General features: G+C 73.8%; 15 protein-coding genes and 1 pseudogene. 8 read left to right on the top strand and 8 right to left on the bottom strand.

The window, feature by feature from the left end:
- The first annotated feature begins 2 nt into the window (after positions 1–2).
- Entirely contained in the window at positions 3–2,501 is a 2,499-nt protein-coding gene (gene valS, locus E1281_RS01780) for a valine--tRNA ligase (protein ID WP_243716468.1), read from the top strand.
- A 31-nt stretch (positions 2,502–2,532) separates the two neighbouring features.
- Here valS and E1281_RS01775 read toward each other — a convergent pair whose 3' ends face one another.
- The 7 genes from E1281_RS01775 to E1281_RS01750 form a co-directional block, all read right to left on the bottom strand.
- Positions 2,533–3,819, bottom strand: coding sequence for a cytochrome P450 (locus E1281_RS01775; RefSeq protein ID WP_131875324.1), 1,287 nt, complete (start codon positions 3,817–3,819; stop codon positions 2,533–2,535).
- A 125-nt stretch (positions 3,820–3,944) separates the two neighbouring features.
- The gene (locus E1281_RS01770; protein ID WP_131875323.1) at positions 3,945–4,499 is read right to left on the bottom strand and encodes a hypothetical protein; all 555 of its coding nucleotides are present in this window, start codon (positions 4,497–4,499) and stop codon (positions 3,945–3,947) included.
- Between the two features lie 18 nt (positions 4,500–4,517).
- Positions 4,518–4,685 (bottom strand): hypothetical protein, encoded by a 168-nt coding sequence (locus E1281_RS39905; protein WP_165958750.1) that lies wholly within the window; start codon positions 4,683–4,685, stop codon positions 4,518–4,520.
- Complete coding sequence (locus E1281_RS01765) at positions 4,673–5,266, bottom strand: hypothetical protein (protein WP_131875322.1); 594 nt, start codon at positions 5,264–5,266, stop codon at positions 4,673–4,675. Before E1281_RS01765 ends, E1281_RS39905 begins: the two co-directional genes overlap by 13 nt.
- Positions 5,263–5,742: a hypothetical protein gene (locus E1281_RS01760; protein ID WP_131875321.1), complete on the bottom strand. Its 480-nt coding sequence runs from the start codon at positions 5,740–5,742 to the stop codon at positions 5,263–5,265. Before E1281_RS01760 ends, E1281_RS01765 begins: the two co-directional genes overlap by 4 nt.
- Complete coding sequence (locus E1281_RS01755) at positions 5,739–6,269, bottom strand: MauE/DoxX family redox-associated membrane protein (protein WP_131875320.1); 531 nt, start codon at positions 6,267–6,269, stop codon at positions 5,739–5,741. Before E1281_RS01755 ends, E1281_RS01760 begins: the two co-directional genes overlap by 4 nt.
- A complete protein-coding gene (locus E1281_RS01750) occupies positions 6,266–6,964 on the bottom strand; it encodes a hypothetical protein (RefSeq protein WP_131875319.1) in 699 nt (232 codons plus the stop codon). The genes E1281_RS01755 and E1281_RS01750 overlap by 4 nt, the downstream gene beginning before the upstream one ends.
- 234 nt (positions 6,965–7,198) lie before the next feature.
- Here E1281_RS01750 and dut point away from each other — a divergent pair.
- Positions 7,199–7,639, top strand: a pseudogene (dut, locus tag E1281_RS01745) (dUTP diphosphatase); the annotation flags it as partial.
- A 126-nt stretch (positions 7,640–7,765) separates the two neighbouring features.
- Positions 7,766–8,584: a DUF3710 domain-containing protein gene (locus E1281_RS01740; protein ID WP_131875317.1), complete on the top strand. Its 819-nt coding sequence runs from the start codon at positions 7,766–7,768 to the stop codon at positions 8,582–8,584.
- 232 nt (positions 8,585–8,816) lie between these two features.
- Here the strand turns inward: E1281_RS01740 and E1281_RS01735 are convergent, their stop codons facing one another.
- Positions 8,817–9,518, bottom strand: a complete 702-nt coding sequence (locus E1281_RS01735; RefSeq protein ID WP_131875316.1) for a PIG-L deacetylase family protein — start codon at positions 9,516–9,518, stop codon at positions 8,817–8,819.
- Positions 9,519–9,567: 49 nt separating this feature from the next.
- Here E1281_RS01735 and E1281_RS01730 point away from each other — a divergent pair, with 49 nt between their 5' ends.
- From E1281_RS01730 to E1281_RS01710, 5 genes are all read left to right on the top strand, one after another.
- Positions 9,568–13,533, top strand: coding sequence for a HEAT repeat domain-containing protein (locus E1281_RS01730; protein WP_131875315.1), 3,966 nt, complete (start codon positions 9,568–9,570; stop codon positions 13,531–13,533).
- Positions 13,534–13,666: 133 nt separating this feature from the next.
- A complete protein-coding gene (locus E1281_RS01725) occupies positions 13,667–14,464 on the top strand; it encodes an ABC transporter ATP-binding protein (protein WP_131875314.1) in 798 nt (265 codons plus the stop codon).
- Positions 14,465–14,466: 2 nt separating this feature from the next.
- Positions 14,467–15,825, top strand: a complete 1,359-nt coding sequence (locus E1281_RS01720; RefSeq protein ID WP_131875313.1) for an FtsX-like permease family protein — start codon at positions 14,467–14,469, stop codon at positions 15,823–15,825.
- A gap of 220 nt (positions 15,826–16,045) precedes the next feature.
- Positions 16,046–16,378, top strand: coding sequence for an OB-fold nucleic acid binding domain-containing protein (locus tag E1281_RS01715; RefSeq protein WP_243716472.1), 333 nt, complete (start codon positions 16,046–16,048; stop codon positions 16,376–16,378).
- 190 nt (positions 16,379–16,568) lie between these two features.
- Positions 16,569–17,183, top strand: coding sequence for a DUF3159 domain-containing protein (locus E1281_RS01710; protein ID WP_243716470.1), 615 nt, complete (start codon positions 16,569–16,571; stop codon positions 17,181–17,183).
- The last annotated feature ends 5 nt before the right edge of the window (positions 17,184–17,188 follow it).

Below are 17,188 nucleotides of genomic sequence, written 5' to 3'. Positions count from 1 at the left end.
CCCTGGACGGCCTGGAGGACAAGTGGGTACGCGCCTGGGAGGACGGCGGCGTCTACCGCTTCGACCGGACCAGGCCGCGTGCCGAGGTCTACTCGATCGACACCCCGCCGCCCACCGTGAGCGGCTCCCTCCATGTCGGCCACGTCTTCTCCTACACCCACACCGACGCCGTCGCGCGGTTCCACCGCATGCGCGGTCGGGCGGTCTTCTACCCCATGGGCTGGGACGATAACGGCCTGCCGACCGAACGCCGCGTCCAGAACCACTTCGGTGTCCGGTGCGACCCGTCGCTTCCCTACGACCCGGACTTCGAGCCTCCGGCCAAGCCCGACCCCAAGCGCCAGCTCCCGGTCCCGCGCCGCAACTTCATCGAGCTGTGCGAGCGGCTCACCGAGGTCGACGAGAAGGCGTTCGAGGAGACGTGGCGCCGTGTCGGCCTGTCGGTCGACTGGGGGCTGCTGTACACGACGATCGGGCACGACTCCCGCATGGCGTCCCAGCGCGCGTTCCTGCGCAACCTGGCGCGCGGCGAGGCGTACGTCTCGGAGGCGCCGACCCTCTGGGACGTGACGTTCCGCACGGCCGTCGCCCAGGCCGAGCTGGAGGACCGCGAGCAGCCCGGCGCCTTCTACCGGCTCCGGTTCCACGGGGGAGGTGGGCCGCGTGATGCACAGAGACCGGTCTACATCGAGACGACGCGTCCCGAGCTGCTGCCCGCGTGCGTCGCGCTGGTCGCGCACCCTGACGACGAGCGGTACCGGGAGCTGATCGGGACGACCGTCCGCACACCGCTGTTCGGCGTGGAGGTCCCGGTCGTCGCCCACCGGCTGGCCGAGCCCGACAAGGGCTCCGGCATCGCGATGATCTGCACGTTCGGCGACGTCACGGACGTCACGTGGTGGCGCGAGCTGGACCTTCCGACCCGCGCGATCGTCGGCTGGGACGGGCGGCTGGCCGCCGACCCGCCGCGGGGCGTCCCCGCGCACCCCTACGCCGAGCTGGCCGGCAAGACGGTGTTCTCCGCCAAGGAGCGCGTCGTCGAGCTGCTCCGCGAGTCCGGGGACCTGGACGGCGAGCCCCGGAAGATCTCCCGCCCGGTGAAGTTCTACGAGCGGGGCAGCAAGCCCCTGGAGATCGTCACGACCCGGCAGTGGTACATCCGCAACGGCGGTCGCGACGCGGGCCTGCGCGCCGAGATGATCGCCCGCGGCCGCGAGCTGGAGTGGCACCCCGGCTACATGCGCGCCCGCTACGAGAACTGGGTCGAGGGGCTGAACGGCGACTGGCTGATCTCGCGGCAGCGGTTCTTCGGCGTCCCGATCCCCGTCTGGTACCGGCTGGACGACTCCGGCGAGCCGCTCTACGACGAGCCGGTCACGCCGCCCGAGGACATGCTGCCCGTCGACCCGTCCTCCGACGCCCCGCCGGGGTTCACCGAGGACCAGCGCGGCAAGCCCGGCGGCTTCGTCGGCGACCCCGACGTGATGGACACCTGGGCGACCTCGTCGCTGACCCCGCAGATCGCGGGCGGCTGGGAGCGCGACGCCGACCTGTTCGGCCGCGTGTTCCCCTACGACCTGCGCCCCCAGGGGCACGACATCATCCGGACGTGGCTGTTCTCCACGGTCGTCCGCGCGCATCTGGAGCACGGCTCGCTGCCGTGGAAGGGCACGGCGCTGTCCGGATGGATCCTCGACCCGGACCGCAAGAAGATGTCGAAGTCGAAGGGGAACGCCGTCACGCCGATCGACCTGCTGCGCGAGTACGGCTCCGACGCCGTCCGCTACTGGTCGGCCAGCGGGCGCCCGGGGACCGACACCGCGTTCGACACCGGCCAGATCAAGGTCGGCCGGCGCCTCGCGATCAAGATCCTCAACGCGTCCAAGTTCGTGCTGGGCCTCGGCGAGGCCGAGGCGGACGCGTCGATCACCGAGCCGCTGGACAAGGCGATGCTGGCGGCGCTGTCCGGTGTCGTCAAGGAGGCGACGGAGGCGTTCGAGGGGCACGACTACACGCGGGCCATGGAACGCACAGAGCGGTTCTTCTGGGAGTTCTGCGACGACTACCTGGAACTGGTCAAGACGCGCGCCTACGGGGAGGGCCCGGAGGCGCAGTCGGCGCGGGCGGCGCTGCGCACGGCGCTGTCGGTCATGCTGCGCCTGTTCGCGCCCGTCCTGCCGTTCGTGACCGAGGAGGTCTGGTCGTGGTGGCGGCACGGGTCGGTGCACGCGGCGTCCTGGCCGTCCGCGGCCGAGCTGCCGCCGGGCGGGGACCCGGTCGTCCTGGCCGCGACGGGGGAGGCGCTCCGGCAGGTCCGCAAGGCCAAGTCGGAGGCGAAGGCGTCGATGCGCGCCGACGTGGCCAGCGCGGTCGTCCGCGGCGCCGAGGTGCTGCGGATCTCGCGGCCGGATCTGGCCGCGGCCGGACGCATCGCCGACCTGACGTTGGAGGACGCCCCCGCCGGCCTGACCGTGGACGTCGTCCTGGCGCCCGCGACCTGACCGGACCCGCCGCTCGGAGCCCGGCCGCCCTTCAGACTTCGCAGGGCAGGTGCTTGATGCCGTTGATGAAGCTGGAGAACAGCCGGTCGGGCTCCCCGGTGCTGCGGATCTCGGGGACGCGGGTGAACAGCTCGCGGAACATCACCGTGATCTCGCGCCGGGCCAGGTTGGCGCCGAGGCAGAAGTGCGGGCCGGGGCCGCCGAACCCCACATGCGGGTTGGGGGAGCGCGTGATGTCGAAGACGTCGGGGTTCTCGAAGACGCTCTCGTCCCGGTTGGCCGAGTTGTAGAACAGCAGGACCTTGTCGCCGGTCCTGTACTGGTGGCCGTTCATCTCGTGATCCCGGGTGAGCGTCCTGCGGAACTGGATGACCGGCGTGGACATCCGGACGATCTCCTCCACGGCCCCGGGAGCGTGGGCGTCGAAGTCCTCCAGCAGCAGGGCGCGCTGCTCGGGGTTGTCGGTGAGCAGCTTCAGGCCGTGCGACATGGCGTTCCGCGTCGTCTCGTTCCCGGCCACCACGAGCAGGATGAAGAACGAGCCGATCTCCTGGTCGGTCAGCCGCTCCCCGTCCACCTCGGCGGAGATCAGCGCGGAGACCAGGTCGTCGCCGGGGTTCCTGCGCCGCTTGCGGGCCAGCTTCATCGCCAGGTGGTTCAGCTCGTACCCGGCGACCATCACCTTGAGGAGGCCGTACAGCGCGCCGAGGCGGGTGATGCCGTCGCGGGTGTAGTCCTTGCCGCCGGAGTACTCGGGGTCGCCGAGGCCCAGGATGATGTTCGTCCGGTCGTACACCATCGGGCGCACGGGCTCGGGGATGCCCATCATGTCGCAGATGACCTGGAGGGGCAGCCGCGCCGCGACGTCGGTGACGAAGTCCGCGGACCCCTTGGCGATCAGGTCGTCCACGATCCTGGTCGCGCTCGCCTGGAGGTCGGTCTCCATCTTCTCCAGGATGCGCGGGGTGAACGCCCGCGACACGATCCGACGGATCTTGGCGTGCCGGGGGTCGTCCATGTTGATCATCGAGCCGAAGTAGCGCGCCAGGTAGCCGGGCATGTCGGCGACGCTGTTGGAGCACGGCTCGCTGCTGAAGACCTCCGGTGTGCGGCTGGCCTCGACGACGTCGGCGTGCCTGGCCAGCGCGTAGAAGCCCGGCCCGGTCTTGACGAACGGCAGCTTCAGCTCCGGGAAGAAGGCCGGGTGCTCGCGCCGCCGCAGGTCCGCGAACGCCGCCATGCGCCGGTCCGGAGGCAGCGCCCAGAACTCCAGGTTGGACAGGTTGCCGTCGACCTTCGCCCGCGCCGTGGTCGTCATGCCGCGCACCATCCTCGAAGCCGATCTCAGAATCAGGTTCGGTTTCTATCGAATCGAGGTCCAATGAGGACGTCAAGGCGAAACGGCCGATGTCGCACCATCAACCCATCATTCGCTACAGCGTGTCACACGAGCAGGAGAGCCGGTGCGACGAACGCCGTGAGGGCCGCGGCGGACTTCAGGTGAGGCACCCGGGCGGCCAGGACGGCGTCGCGGTGATCGTCGCGGGCCAGGTACGCGAGGACGGCGCTCAGGGCGCGCCCGGCGCCGAACGCGGCACCGGTGAGGAGGGCGGCGGACAGGGCCGGAACGCTGAGCAGGAGCGCGAGCGCCAGCACGTACGGGCTGGTCGACGAGACGTAGGTCCGGACGCCGGTGCCGAGCTCGAAGCCGAACTGAAGGGAGCCGCGACGCAGCCGGGTCTGGAGGACCTCCGGCGGGATCTGGCGGGCGTTCTGCGGCAGGGGGATCCGGATCAGGCCGGATTCTCGGGCCACGCCGAGGGCCGCCACCGTAAGGATCGCGGAGGTGCGGACCGGCGGCGGCAGCGGCGCGGCGAGGCCGGACAGCAGCCAGACGACCGCCGCGACGAGCGTCCCCCCGAGCAGGAGCCCGAGGGTGAAGACGGCCAGGACCTCGCCCTGCCGTACGGGGGCCCGCCAACCTGGCGAGAACAGCACCGATTCGCTGTTGCGCGTTCAAACGCTGCCGGACAGCGAGAACCCGGCGAGGGCGCCGACCGACGCCCAGCACAGGACGGCGGCGCCGAGGGCCGCGGCGGCGACGGCGAGCAGTGCCAGGGCGGCGGCGGGCAGGAGCGGGTCGGCCAGGCCCCGCCGCAGCCGCCCGGCGCTCAGTTCCTGCACGCGACCGCTTTGCGGCAGATGGTCTTGTACCAGTTGCCCTGCTTGGACTTCTTCCAGCCGTCGTGGCAGCGCCAGGTGACGCCCTTCTTGCACGAGCCGCAGCTCCCGGAGTACGCCCAGAGCCACCCGTCGTAGCCGCCGCCGTAGCACTGGCTGGGACGCAGCTTGTACCAGCCCGGATGCGACGCGCCCGACTTGTGCCATCCCTTGTACCTGCCGCTCGTCCGGCAGCACCAGCTGCACGCGTAGCTCGGCCCGCAGCCGGGGGAGCAGTTGTGGCCGGAGGCGTACGACGGGCACCGCGGATAGATGTCGTAGTAGCCGACCAGCTCGAACCCGGACGAGAGCGCGTCCCGCGCCGGCGGGAAGACGCCGAGGGCCTTCAGGCCGGCGGTGGCCCCGGCCGCGAAGAGGCCGGTGAGGATGCTGCGGCGCGCCGGCCTGAGCGCCGGCGCGTCCGGCGGGACGGGCCGGCGCCGGATGCGCCGTGCTCCCCGGGGACGCGGGCCGCGCAGCGGCGGGATGTCCTCCAGCTCGATCACCGGCCCGGGCGTCGGCCCCGTCGTCGGCTCGGCGGTCATCGGCTCGCCTCCAGGGTCAGCTCGCGCAGCGTGTCGGGGGAGCCCACGGGCTCGGCGGCCCGCACCCGCCCGTCCGCGCCGACGAGCACGGCGAACGGGGTGGCCGGGACGCCGTAGTCGGCGAACAGGCCGTCCTGCTCGTCGGCGAGCACGGTCAGGCCCGGCCGGGGCGGACCGGAGGGCGGCACGCCGCCGGGCGGCGGTCCCGCGAAGATCGCGTGCAGTGGGCCGTCCAGACCGCCGGCGGCGGCCAGGACCTCGGTGCAGACGCCGCAGTCGCGGTCCAGGAAGAGCAGCAGGCCGGGGCCGAGCCGGTCGAACGCGGGCGCGGCGGCGCCGGGCGCGGGCCCGAGCGCGGTCCGGTGCGGCGCTCCCCGGCTCAGTGCGTGCACCTGCCGGACGAGGCCGGCGACCACCAGCGAGAGCAGCAGGATCGCCACCCATGACAGCAGCAGGGCGCTGTTCTGGAAGCTCATCCGGCGGGTCTCCTCTCCTCGGCCATGGCGTGCGGGAGCGTCCAGAGGAGCACCCCGAACGCCAGCCCCGCCGTGACGGCGACGGTCAGCTCGTAGGCGGTCGGGCCGGCCGGCGGCCCATGGAGGGCGCCGGCCGCGGCCAGGGCGGAGAGGCCGGCGGCCCGTCCCGCGACCCAGCCGGTCATCGGGGTGTCCGCGGCCGCGCAACCGCACGGGACGCCGCGCCGGGTCCTGGACACGTACGCCGCGTAGAGCGCGTACAGGGCGAGCAGGACGGCCGCCGCCCCGGACGCCGCGCGCACCGGGCCGTCCAGCCGCAAGAGCAGCGCCACCGCGCCGCCCGCGCCGGCCAGCGCCTCCGCGGCGATCGCGGCGGCCGCCACGGGACCGGTGAGGGCGGGAGGCAGCGTCCGGTGCGCCCGCAGCGCCGCGGCGAGCATCCGAGGACGCCTGGAATGCGCGAACACAGAGACCAGCAGGACGAGCGGAACCGCCGTCACCGCGATCCCCGCCAGGAGCCCGATCACCGGATCGCCCTGACGGCCAGCCCCGCGAGGCGCTGCGGGACCTCCCGCACCCGGTCCTCTTCCGGCAGGACGGTCACCAGCAGCGACCTCAGCGCGAGGAGGAAGTAGGGGCCCTGGCCCTCCACCGTGTCCTGGAACAGCTCCCCGCCCGCGACGGAGGCGCCGCGCCACGACGGAAGCCGTTTGCGCGTCTGCCCGGTCAGCGCCGTGATCTCCAGGAGCCCCAGCCCCGGGACCTCCTTGACCATCTCGGCGGGGTCGGGACGGCGGGCCCGCCCGCGCGGGACGGCGGTGATCCCGTCGGCGTGCTCGGTCAGCCGCATCGTGCCGAAGAACGCCACCGCGTCGGCCGGGCGCGCGTGGTACAGGTGCGTGAAGACCGCGTGGCGGCGTCCCTCCCACACGGCCGCGAGGACGGGGTCGCTCAGCCCGGTGTCGGCGTCGCGGGTCGCGGTCCGGCCGACCCGGAGCCGTCCGCCCTGGATGCGGAACTCCTGCTCGAAGCGGTCGAGCCCGATCTCCTCGGCCCAGCCCAGCGCGTCCGCGCGGGTACCGCTGGAGATCTCGTGGAGGCGCCCGCGGTCGGCGATCCGCGCCACCGACGTGCACGGCCGCCCGAGATCCTGGGCGCCGGAGAGCCGGACCCGAACGCCGTCCAGCGACCGGTGGGTGATGGTCCGCTCCGGTTCGCTCATGTCCGTCCCCTTTCTGCGGGACGGATCGCCCGCAGAACAACCCCGGGTAACAGGCGTAACGCTACGCGTAATCCCTCGCATTAACGCCAAACCTTCCGGAAGTGGTCATCGCCCGGGAACGGGTAGGGTCAACTGCCGGACTCGCGCGGCGGCGGCGTTTCAGCCCCGGCCGCGCCCGGCGGCCTGGATAGGGTCGTGGGGTTTTCCGGCAGGTAACGCGCGTGAGGTGAACCCGTGGTCAAGGTCGATGTGCTGATCCGGCGGCTCGATCCCGAGCTGCCCCTGCCGCAGTACGCCCACGCGGGCGACGCGGGCGCCGACCTCGTCGCCGCCGCCGACGTCGAGCTTCCGCCGGGGGAGCGTGCGGTCGTCCCGACCGGCATCGCGGTCGCGCTGCCCGATGGCTACGCCGCTTTCATTCACCCGCGGTCCGGTTTGGGCGCTAGGTTGGGAGTGACCATAGTCAACGCACCCGGTACGGTCGATGCCGGCTATCGGGGTGAGATCAAGGTGACCCTGCTGAACACCGACCCCCGCGCCACAGCGAGGCTGCGGCGCGGAGACCGCATTGCGCAGATGGTCGTGCAGCGGGTGGAGCAGGCCGTGTTCCACGAGGTCACCGAGCTTCCCGGTTCGGCGCGCGGAGCCGCCGGGTTCGGTTCCACCGGCGGATTCGCTCCCACGCGTGATGAAGGCGGGGAGACGGCCGGGCCGGGGGACGAAGGCGGCACGCGAGCGGGCCGTGGGCCCGTGGGCGCGGGCGGCAGCGAGAATGAGCACAGTCGAGAAGGAGCGTGAGTCGTGGCTTTTGGACGTCGCCGGCAGGCCGAGGAGCCCGAGAAGGGTCCCGAGGCGACCGAGGAGCCGGCGGAGACCGCCGAGGAGGCTCCCGCGAAGGCGGAGTCCGCCGAGGGGGGCCCGTTCGACTCCGCGGACTCCGTCCCGGAGATGCAGCGGCTCGATTTCGGGTCCCTCCAGGTGCCGATCGCGCCCGGGCTGGGTTTTCAGGTGAACTTCGAGGCCACCCAGGTCGACGAGGAGGGCAACCCCCTCGACGGGCGGCCCGTCGCGGTCCTCGTGCAGTACGAGGAGAGCGCCATGCAGCTCCAGGTGTTCGCGGCGCCCAAGCGCAGCGGCATCTGGGAAGACGTTCGCGCTGAGACCGCCAAGGACATCCAGGAGGAGGCGAAGGGCCAGACCCAGGAGGGCGAGGGCCCGTTCGGTCCCGAGCTGCTGGCGATGGTCCCGGCCGCGCTGACCGAGGAGGTCCTCGCGGAGATGGCGCCGGAGGTCCGCGAGCAGATCCCGGCCGAGTTCGTCGAGCAGGGGTGGGCGCCGCAGATCATCCGCTTCCTCGGCGTGGACGGCCCCCGCTGGTTCCTCCAGGCCGTGGTGCAGGGCGCCGCGATCGAGGACGAGGAGCAGTGGCAGGTCCTGGAGGACGTGCTGCGCGGCGTCGTCGTCCACCGCGGTGACGCCCCGATGCCTCCGCGCGAGCTGCTGGAGCTGCAGATCCCCAAGGAGTTCAGCGAGGCCGGACAGGACGCCGAGGAGGACGAGGAGGCCGTGGAGACCTTCGACCCCTTCGAGCGCGGCCCCGAGATCACCGAGGTCCGCTGACCCGGAGTCCACCCGCCGGTGGCACCCGCCCGCCGGGCCGCACGCCTTTACGGTCGTGCGGCCGGGCGGGTTTTTGCCATGCGCCCGGCGGCGGAACCCTTGCCTTGGACGCCCGCCGGGTGGTCAATCGGGACATGTCGAAGAAGACGAGCAAACGCCGTGCCCGCAAGCGCAGTAAGAGCAACAAGGGCAAGCGGCCCAACGCCCGCCGCTAGGACCCGTCGGGCCCGCCCTAGGACTCGATCATCTCGAACGTCATCGCGTGCTCGACGCCCGCGGCGCTTCCGCCCTCCTCGGCGATGCCGGTGAGGAACGCCGCCGCGTCGAACTCGGCGCCGAGATTCGAGAAGTACACCCGGTGCGCGAGCAGCGAGTCGATGCCGGCCTGCAGGTGGCCGGTGACGTCGACGTAGTGCGTGGCCTGCGGTGATCCGCCGAACAGCGCGAACCGGACGCCCTGCCACGGTTCGAGGTCCAGGTCGCGGAACACCCACCGGTTGGCCGCGTCCCTGATCGCGTCGGCGACCGCGAGCCCGAGAACCCGGTGGTCGGCCATGTTGAACCCGCCGCCGGGAAAGCTCTCCCGGAAGTTGATCGACAGCACCACCTCGGGCCGGTGCCACCTGATCGCCCCCGCGAGCGCCCGCCGCAGCGCGAGCCCGTACTCCAGCACGCCGTCTGCCAGATCGAGGAACTCGACGTCATCGACGCCGACGCGGCGGGCCGCCTCGACCTGCTCGGCGCTGCGGATCCGGCGCACCTCGTCGGGGTCCATCGAGTCGATGCCCGCCTCGCCGCGGGTCGCCAGCACCTCCGTCACCGTCTTGCCCTGGGCCGTCCACTTGGCGATCGCCGCCGACGCCCCGTACTCCAGGTCGTCGGGGTGCGCGACGATCGTCAGCGCCCGCTCCCAGTCCTCAGGTACCTCGTCCATCCCCACATCCTCTCCGATGCCGCCCGCGCGAAAGCCTAAGATCGCCGTCATGCCCGCCGCGAAGTTCCCGGAGCCGTCGATTCCCGAACGGATCGGACGGCTGAGGGAGGCGATCGTCAGCCGTCCTGAACGGATCCGCGACGAGTCCTCCGGTGAGCCGCTCTACCAGGCCGTGCGCGGGATCGGCGCGCTGGACGTCGACGACCCGGAACCGCTCGCCGCCGAACTGGCGGGACGTCCCGACGCCGTGCTCCGGGCCGAGGCCTTCCGGATCACGCGGGAGGCGCTCCACGCGGCCCTCCTCGCGCCCGCCCGCGCGCGGACGCTCGTCGAGGAACTCGCGGGTGACGTCCCGGACGCGCTGAAGGAACTCGCCGAGCCGTGGGCGGCGCTCGACCCGCTCCCGCACGAGCGGATCCGCGGCCTCCTCGAAACCGGGTCCGCGGCCGCCGCGATCGAGGTCGCCGCCCGGCACGGCCACCGGGACGTCCTCACCGGCATCGCCGCCGATCCCGGGCGGCCGCCCGCGCAACGGCGGCGGGCCCTGGAACTGCTCGGCGGCCTGGCGACCCGGGAGGACGCCGGGGAGATCGTGGCCATGGCCGCCCGGGACCCGCTGCTGCTCGCGGGCCCCGCGGTCGAGTGCCTGGGCGGCATGCACCGGCGCGGCCACTTCCCGGCGGGCCGGGACGTTCCGGCGATCGTGGGCCTGGCCCTCGCCGATCACCGCGTTCCGGCCGCGGACCTCGCCACCGTCCTCTACTCGCGCAGGCACGAGACCCTGCGGGAACTGACCGCCGGGGAGGGGGAGCTGCCCCGCCGCCTGGATCTGCTGGCCGCGCTCCACGAGCAGGGAGTGCCGGACCTGGCGATCGGCGACGCCGTCGCCGGGCTGGCGCGCCGCTCCGCCGATCCCGCGCCGTTCCTCCGGACGATCGGGCGGCTCCGTCACGCGGGGGCCGAGGAGACCGTCCTCGGACTGCTGCCGCGCTCGCCCAGGGAGGCGCTCGGCGCGCTCGAAGCCGTCGGAGGCGCGCGGACGGTCACCGCCCTGCGGGACGGGCTGGGACTGGACGGCGGCGGCATCGCCCCGCATCTACGGCCCTTCAGGCACCAGGCCCTGGAACTGCTCTGGCACCTCGGCGACGAGGGCGAGCGGCGAGACATCCTGGACCGGCTCGACCCGCGCGACGTGCCCCGCCGCATCGCGGACGATCTCGGCGGGCCCGACCCCCGGGAACTGGCCCTCCTGCGCGCGAACCTGGACCCCGCCGAGCCGGCCGAGGCCCTCCGCAGGCTGACCCGCAACGGTGACGCGACCACGCTGCCCGCCATCGCCGACCTGCTGCTCCGGGTCGTGTCGGACGAGGAGGCGCCCGGCCTGGACGAGGCGCTCGACGCCGTCCGCGAGCTGGGCGCCCGCCTCTTCCGGCGGAGCGCGCTCCGGCCGCGCTGCCTGCTGGACGCGGCCGGCGCGGCGGAGGCCGGTGACGCCGTCCTCGCGGACACGCTCCTCGGCCTCCTGGACCGCCCGGGACTCGGTCCGGCGGAGCTGACCTCCCTGCTGGACGTGCTGTGCCGCGCCCCGTACCGCCGGACGCGGGCACGCGTGCATCCGCTGCTGCGGCACCGCGACCGGCACGTCCGGGGGCGGGCGATCGCGGTCCTGGCCGGGGACGGCGGCGACGCGCGGGCGCTGTCGGCGAGCCTCGTCCCGCTCACGGCCGCCGGTGACGCGCAGACGGTCAGGCAGGCGCTCCTCGCGCTGGCGGAGGCCCGTGCGGTCTGGGCCGCGCCCGCGATCGCGGCCTGCCTCGACCACCCCAACATGAACGTCAAGAAGACGGCGGCGTCGGCCCTCGCCCGGGCCGGCGCGCCGGAGGCCGTCCCGAAGCTGCTGGACCTGCTCGGCCGGCACGACAACCCGGGGCTGCGGGAGGCGCTGGCCGGGGCGCTGAGAGCCGTCCTCGGCGACGCCTTCGCGGCGACCGTCCTCGCGGCGGCGGACCGCGCCCCCGACCGGCCCCTGCTCCTGCGGAGCCTCGACGGCCTGCTCGGCGCGCGGCAGGCCGCCGCGCTGGCCCGGCGCGGCGTCGCGATCCGGGCGAAGGAGCCCTCACCGGTCCCCGATGCGGACGCCCTGCTCGACCACGGCTGGGACGAGGTGATCGCACGCCGGGTGGTGGACGCCCACGAGCGCGAGCCGCGGACGCCGGCGTACGCGCGGCTGCGCCCGATGCTGGCGCGCTGGCTGGACCTGGCGGCCTCCGATCCCCGCGCCCTCCGGCTGGTCACGGGGATCTGCCCGCCGCCGTGGGCGGACGCGGAGCTGGAGGTGGCCGCCCGGTCCGCGGGGACCCTGGTCGACGGGCTGGCGGCTCCCGGTGATCACGAGCGGCTGCTGGGGCTGCTGGAGGCGGTGATCCCGCGCGCCGGACCCGCCGGGCGGCGGGAGATCGCCGAACGGGTGCGCCGGATGGAGCTCGGCCGGCCGGGGCTCGTCCTGCTGCGCCTGTGCGGCGCCACGCCGGTGCGCGGCGACCTCGACCGCGCCCTGGCCGCCGCCGGGCGCGCGGAACGCCCGGCGCGGGAGGTGGAATCCGTGCTGCGGGAGGCGTTCGGGCAGGAGCCGGTCGAAGGTTCCGCCCCGCTCCGGGAAGGACTCGGCCGCGAGATCCGCGACATCGCCTCCCTCCGCCGGGCGCGAGCCCGGACGGACGCGCCGTCGCGGGACGTGCTCGACGCCTTGATCGGCGTGTTCCCGCAGGCTCCATCCGACGTGCGCGACGTCCTCCTCGACTGGATGGTGGAGTTGCAGCCGCTCGGCGCCCCGCCCTGGACCCTCGCCGAGGAGTCACGCCGCCCCGCGGCGGAGGCCCGGACGCCGCGTGCCGCCGACCTGGACCAGCCCCGCTCCGAGGCCCTGCGACGGCGCCTGCTGGAGATGCTGGGCGACGCGCGGGCGGAGCGGCGGGAGACGGCGGCCCGCATCCTGCTCGGCTGGCCCGAACCGCAGACCGGGCTCGCGGTCCTCCGGGCCTTCCTGCACGGCCGCGCGGATCTCCCCGTCACGGTGGACCTCGCGCGGGCACTGGACCATGCCGTCCCGGCCGACCTGGACGGAGACGACGAGGCGTGCGAGCGGTTCGCGCGCCTGGCCGTCCACCTGGAACCGGACGTCCTGGACCGGTTCGTCCCCAGGCTGCTGGCCACCTGGGAGCACGGGACCGCCGCCGCGCGAGACGCGTCCGCTCGGGCGCTGCGCACCGCGTCGCCCGACGTCGTGGCGGGGCTCGTCGCCGAGCGGCTCGCGTCCGGCGCCTGGGGGGTCCTCGACCTCCTCGCCCGGCGGCCGTTGCTGCGCACCCCCGAACTGGACCGGGTGCTCCGGCGCCTGCACGACGAGGGCCGCGACGACCTCGCGAGGATGCTCGTCCTGGAGACCGGCACGCTGCGGGAACCCGGCGGGGCCGTCCAGGACGAGGACACGCTGAAGAGCCTCCGTGAGCACAGGACCGGCGTCCCCGGCGAACCGTCGCGCGCGGAGCTGTTCCAGCGGGCTCGCGACGGCGGCCCCAAGCAGGTCGGCCGCGCGCTCGCCAGGCTCGCCGAACGCCACGAGGAGGCTCGCGCCGAGCCGGACCCCGAGCTGGCCGGGCTGCTCGCGGAGCTGATCGCCCACCGCGAGACGAAGGTGCGCTTGCACGCGCACCGGGTCTCGCGGCGCGTGCTGAGCCGGGCCGGCCACCTGGAGCAGACGACCCGCCTCCTCGGCGATCCCGAGCCCGACGTCGTCCGCGCCGCGATCAGGACGCTCGGCCACGCCGCCTGGGAGCCCGCGATCCCCGGACTCATCGACCTGCTCGCGCATCCCCGCGGGCCCGTCCGGGAGGCCGCGGAGGCGGCCCTCGTCATGATCGGCGCGCCCGCCGTGCCCGCGCTGCGCCATGCCGAAGGCCGCGCCAGACCGGACCGGCGGCACCGCTACACGGCCGTGCTGGAGGGGATCGGCTGACCCGCGGCGCCGTTGAAAGGTGGGGTTTTACCTACCCCCATCGGCGTGCTGGACCCATCCTGCGCGGCTCTCGGCCTCCGTAGTTTCTTTCCTGTCGGCGCCCAGGAGGGGCGCCGGGCGGGAGGTAAAGGCAATGTTCGGACGCAGGGGACCGGAACCGGTGAACCAGGTGCCGGGTGAGGCGCTCCGCCTGGAGGGCGTGCGCAAGATGTACGGCACCGAGGACAACCGGGTGGTCGCGCTGGACGGTGTGTCGCTGTCGCTGCCGGCCGGGTCGTTCACCGCGGTGATGGGCCCGTCCGGGTCGGGCAAGAGCACGCTGCTCCAGTGCGCGGCGGGCCTCGACCGTCCCGACGAGGGACGGGTCTTCGTGGACGGCGCCGAGCTGACCGGGGACGGCGAGGCCGCGCTGACCAGGTTCCGGCGCAAGCGGATCGGGTTCGTGTTCCAGCAGTTCAACCTGCTGCCCACGCTGGACGTCCTGCAGAACACGGTGCTGCCGCTGAAGCTGGCGGGCCGCAAGGTGGACCGGGAGCGTGCGCGGGCCGTCCTCGGGCGCGTGGGCCTCGGCGACCGGCTCGGCCACCTGCCCGCGGAGCTGTCGGGCGGCCAGCAGCAGCGGGTGGCGATCGCGCGGGCCCTGGTCACCGAGCCGCGGGTGGTGTTCGCGGACGAGCCGACCGGCGCGCTGGACACGCGCAGCGCGCGGGACGTGCTGGGCCTGCTCCAGGAGTCGGTGCAGATGTTCGGGCAGACCGTGGTGATGGTCACCCACGACCCGGTCGCGGCGTCCTTCGCGCACTCGGTGCTGTACCTGACGGACGGGCGGATCGTCGGCCACCAGACGGCGCCGACCGCCGAGGCCGTCGCGGAGCGGATGACGCACCTGGCCGACGAGGTCGAGCGTCAGCGGACGATGGCGGGAGCCTGATCATGTTCGGACTGGCGATTCGTTCCCTGCGCAAGCGGACCGGCGCGTTCGCGGCGAGTTTCCTCGCGATGTTCCTCGGTTCGGCGATCATCATGGCGTTCGCGTCGATGCAGGACACGGCGGAGGCGGGCGGTGCGACCGGGCCCGCCGGGGAGACCCTCTCGATCATGGCGAACGTGGTCGGCGGCTGGGGACTGCTGCTGGTGGTCTTCGCGGTCGCCTCCACCATGACCCTGTCGGTCCGGCAGCGGGCCGCGGAGATGGCGCTGCTGAAGAGCATCGGCGCGACCCCGGCGCAGCTCGGCCGGATGATCGTCGGCGAGGCCGCGGGCCTGGCCCTGGCGGCCGCCGTGCTCGGGATCGTCCCGGCCATGCTGATCGGCCGGGGACTGCTCGGGATGCTGCACGACACCGACCAGGTTCCGGCGAGCATCGGCTACGCCTTCGGGCCGATCGCGCTGACGATGGGCATCGGGATCATGTTCGTGTCCGCGACCGCCGCCGCGCTGATCACCGCGCGCCGCGCCGCCCGGGTCAGGGTGACCGAGTCGATGATGGAGGCGGCCACCGACAGCGGGAGGATGAGCCGCAAGCGCATCGTGTTCGCGGTGCTGTTCCTCCTCGTCGCCGCCAACCAGGCGATCATCACCGTCACGGTGATGGACGGCAAGGGCAGCGACGCGATGGCGACGTCCGGGCAGGCCGACATCTTCGCCGCCATCGGGCTCGCGCTGCTGGCGCCGGCGATCATGCGCCGGGTGACCGCGCTGGCCTCCGGGCCGATCCGGATGCTGGGCGGCGCGACCGGCGATCTCGCGGCGAGCGTCATGCGCCGCCGGACGGGCGCCATGGCCTCCGCGGTCACGCCGATCATCCTGTTCGTCGGGATCGCGGTCGGCACGCTGTACCTCCAGGCCACCGAGAACGCGGCGACCGACGCCGCCGGGCTCGCCAAGACGGCCGAGCAGAAGAACATCGAGACGCTGAACTTCGTGGTGATCGGGATGGTGGTGCTGTTCGCCGCGATCATGCTGGTGAACACGCTGATCGCGGCCACCGCGCACCGGCGGCGCGAGTTCGGCCAGACGCGGCTCGCGGGGGCCACGCCCCGGCAGGTGCTCGGCACCGTGGCGCTGGAGTCGGCGGTCCTGACCGTCACCGGCGTGGTCTTCGGGACGATCGCCTCGGTCTTCACGATCGTGCCGTTCGGCCTGGCCCGCCGGGACTCGGTGACCCCGGACGGCGACGTGTGGACCTACCTGGCGGTCGTCGCCCTGGCCGCCGTCCTCACCGGCGCGACGGCCTACGGCGCGACCCGCCGCACCATCCGCGCCCCCGCGGTCGAGGCGGCGCTCAACTGACGGGGCGGCGGGCGGCCGAGCCCGAGCGGGTGCCCATCCTTCCGGATGGGCACCCGCTCTTTTCGTCGTGGCGATCGGCGCCGGTCAAGGAGGGAGGCCAGGGGGTCCGGTTCGTCCGCAGATGCCATACGCTTCGGTTATGGACGAGGTTTCGCCCGGCACGCCGCCGGGCGCGGGGTCGCGGTCGCGCGGGGGCGGCCTGCGCCGCTTCCTCCGGCGGATGGCGTCGAGTACAGCCGAGCTGGAGGCCGAGGAACTGCAGAAGAGCGCCGGGGGAGAGGGCGCGACGCCGATCACCCAGTGCTCCGAGCGCAGGCGGCACCGCGTGGCGGGTACGCTACGTACGGTGACGCTCCGTCCGCGGGGCGGCGCCCCGGCCCTGGAGGCCGAGCTCTACGACGGCACCGACGTGGTCAGCCTCGTCTGGCTCGGCCGCCGCCGGATCGCCGGCATCGACCCGGGCCGCAAGCTGCGCGCCGAGGGGCTGGTGAGCGTGCAGGACGGACGCAAGGTCATCTTCAATCCGCGATACGAGCTGCGCGGCGGTTCGTGAGGCCGCCGCGGGCGGCCGGGAGTGCGACGTGAGCGAACTGGGAACGAGCGAAGGACGCGGCTCCGGAGCGGAGACCACGGGGTCCGCCGGCCGCGGAGACGAGGAACCCGCGGGGACCGGCGGCGGGCCCGGGGCCTCCCCGGCCGCCGGCGCGAAGGAGAAGACGGCGCACGACACCGTCGAGGCGGCCGTGCGCGCCCAGCTGAGCAAGGCGCTCGGCGGCGTCCGCGGCATGATCGAGGCCGCGGTCCCCGTGATCGGCTTCACCGGGACCTTCGTCGTGACCGAGGACGTCCAGCTCGCCGTCACCGTCGGCATCGGCGCCGCGGTGATGCTGCTCGGCGTCCGGCTCGTGCAGCGCTCCAGCCCGCAGTTCGTCCTGAACAGCCTCGTCGGCATCACGGTCGCCGCGATCTTCGCGCTGCGCTCCGGCGATGCCGAGGACGCGTTCCTGCCCGGCATCCTGCTGAACGCCGGCTACGCCGCCGCGATGATCTTCTCCATCGCCGTCCGCTGGCCGCTCGTCGGCTTCGTCATCGGCTCGGTCACCGGCGACCCGACCGCGTGGCGCCGTGACCCCGGCATCGTCAAGCTCTGCTCCCGGCTGACGTGGCTGCTGCTGACCCCGTGCGTCGCGCGGGTGGTCGTCCAGTACCCGATCTACGTCGCCGACGGCGACCAGAGCGCCCTGCTCGGCGTCGCCAAGATCGTGATGGGCTGGCCGCTCCAGGTCGCCGCTCTGGCCGCCATGGTCTGGCTCCTCGCCCGCGGCCGCACGCCTATCGAACGCGGAAAAGCCGCCTGACCGGC

Source organism: Actinomadura sp. KC345 (genome assembly GCF_004348515.1).
Classification (GTDB): domain Bacteria; phylum Actinomycetota; class Actinomycetes; order Streptosporangiales; family Streptosporangiaceae; genus Spirillospora.
The sequence above is the reverse complement of the archived record's forward strand: the minus strand, read 5'-3'. Positions and strand labels throughout refer to the sequence as shown.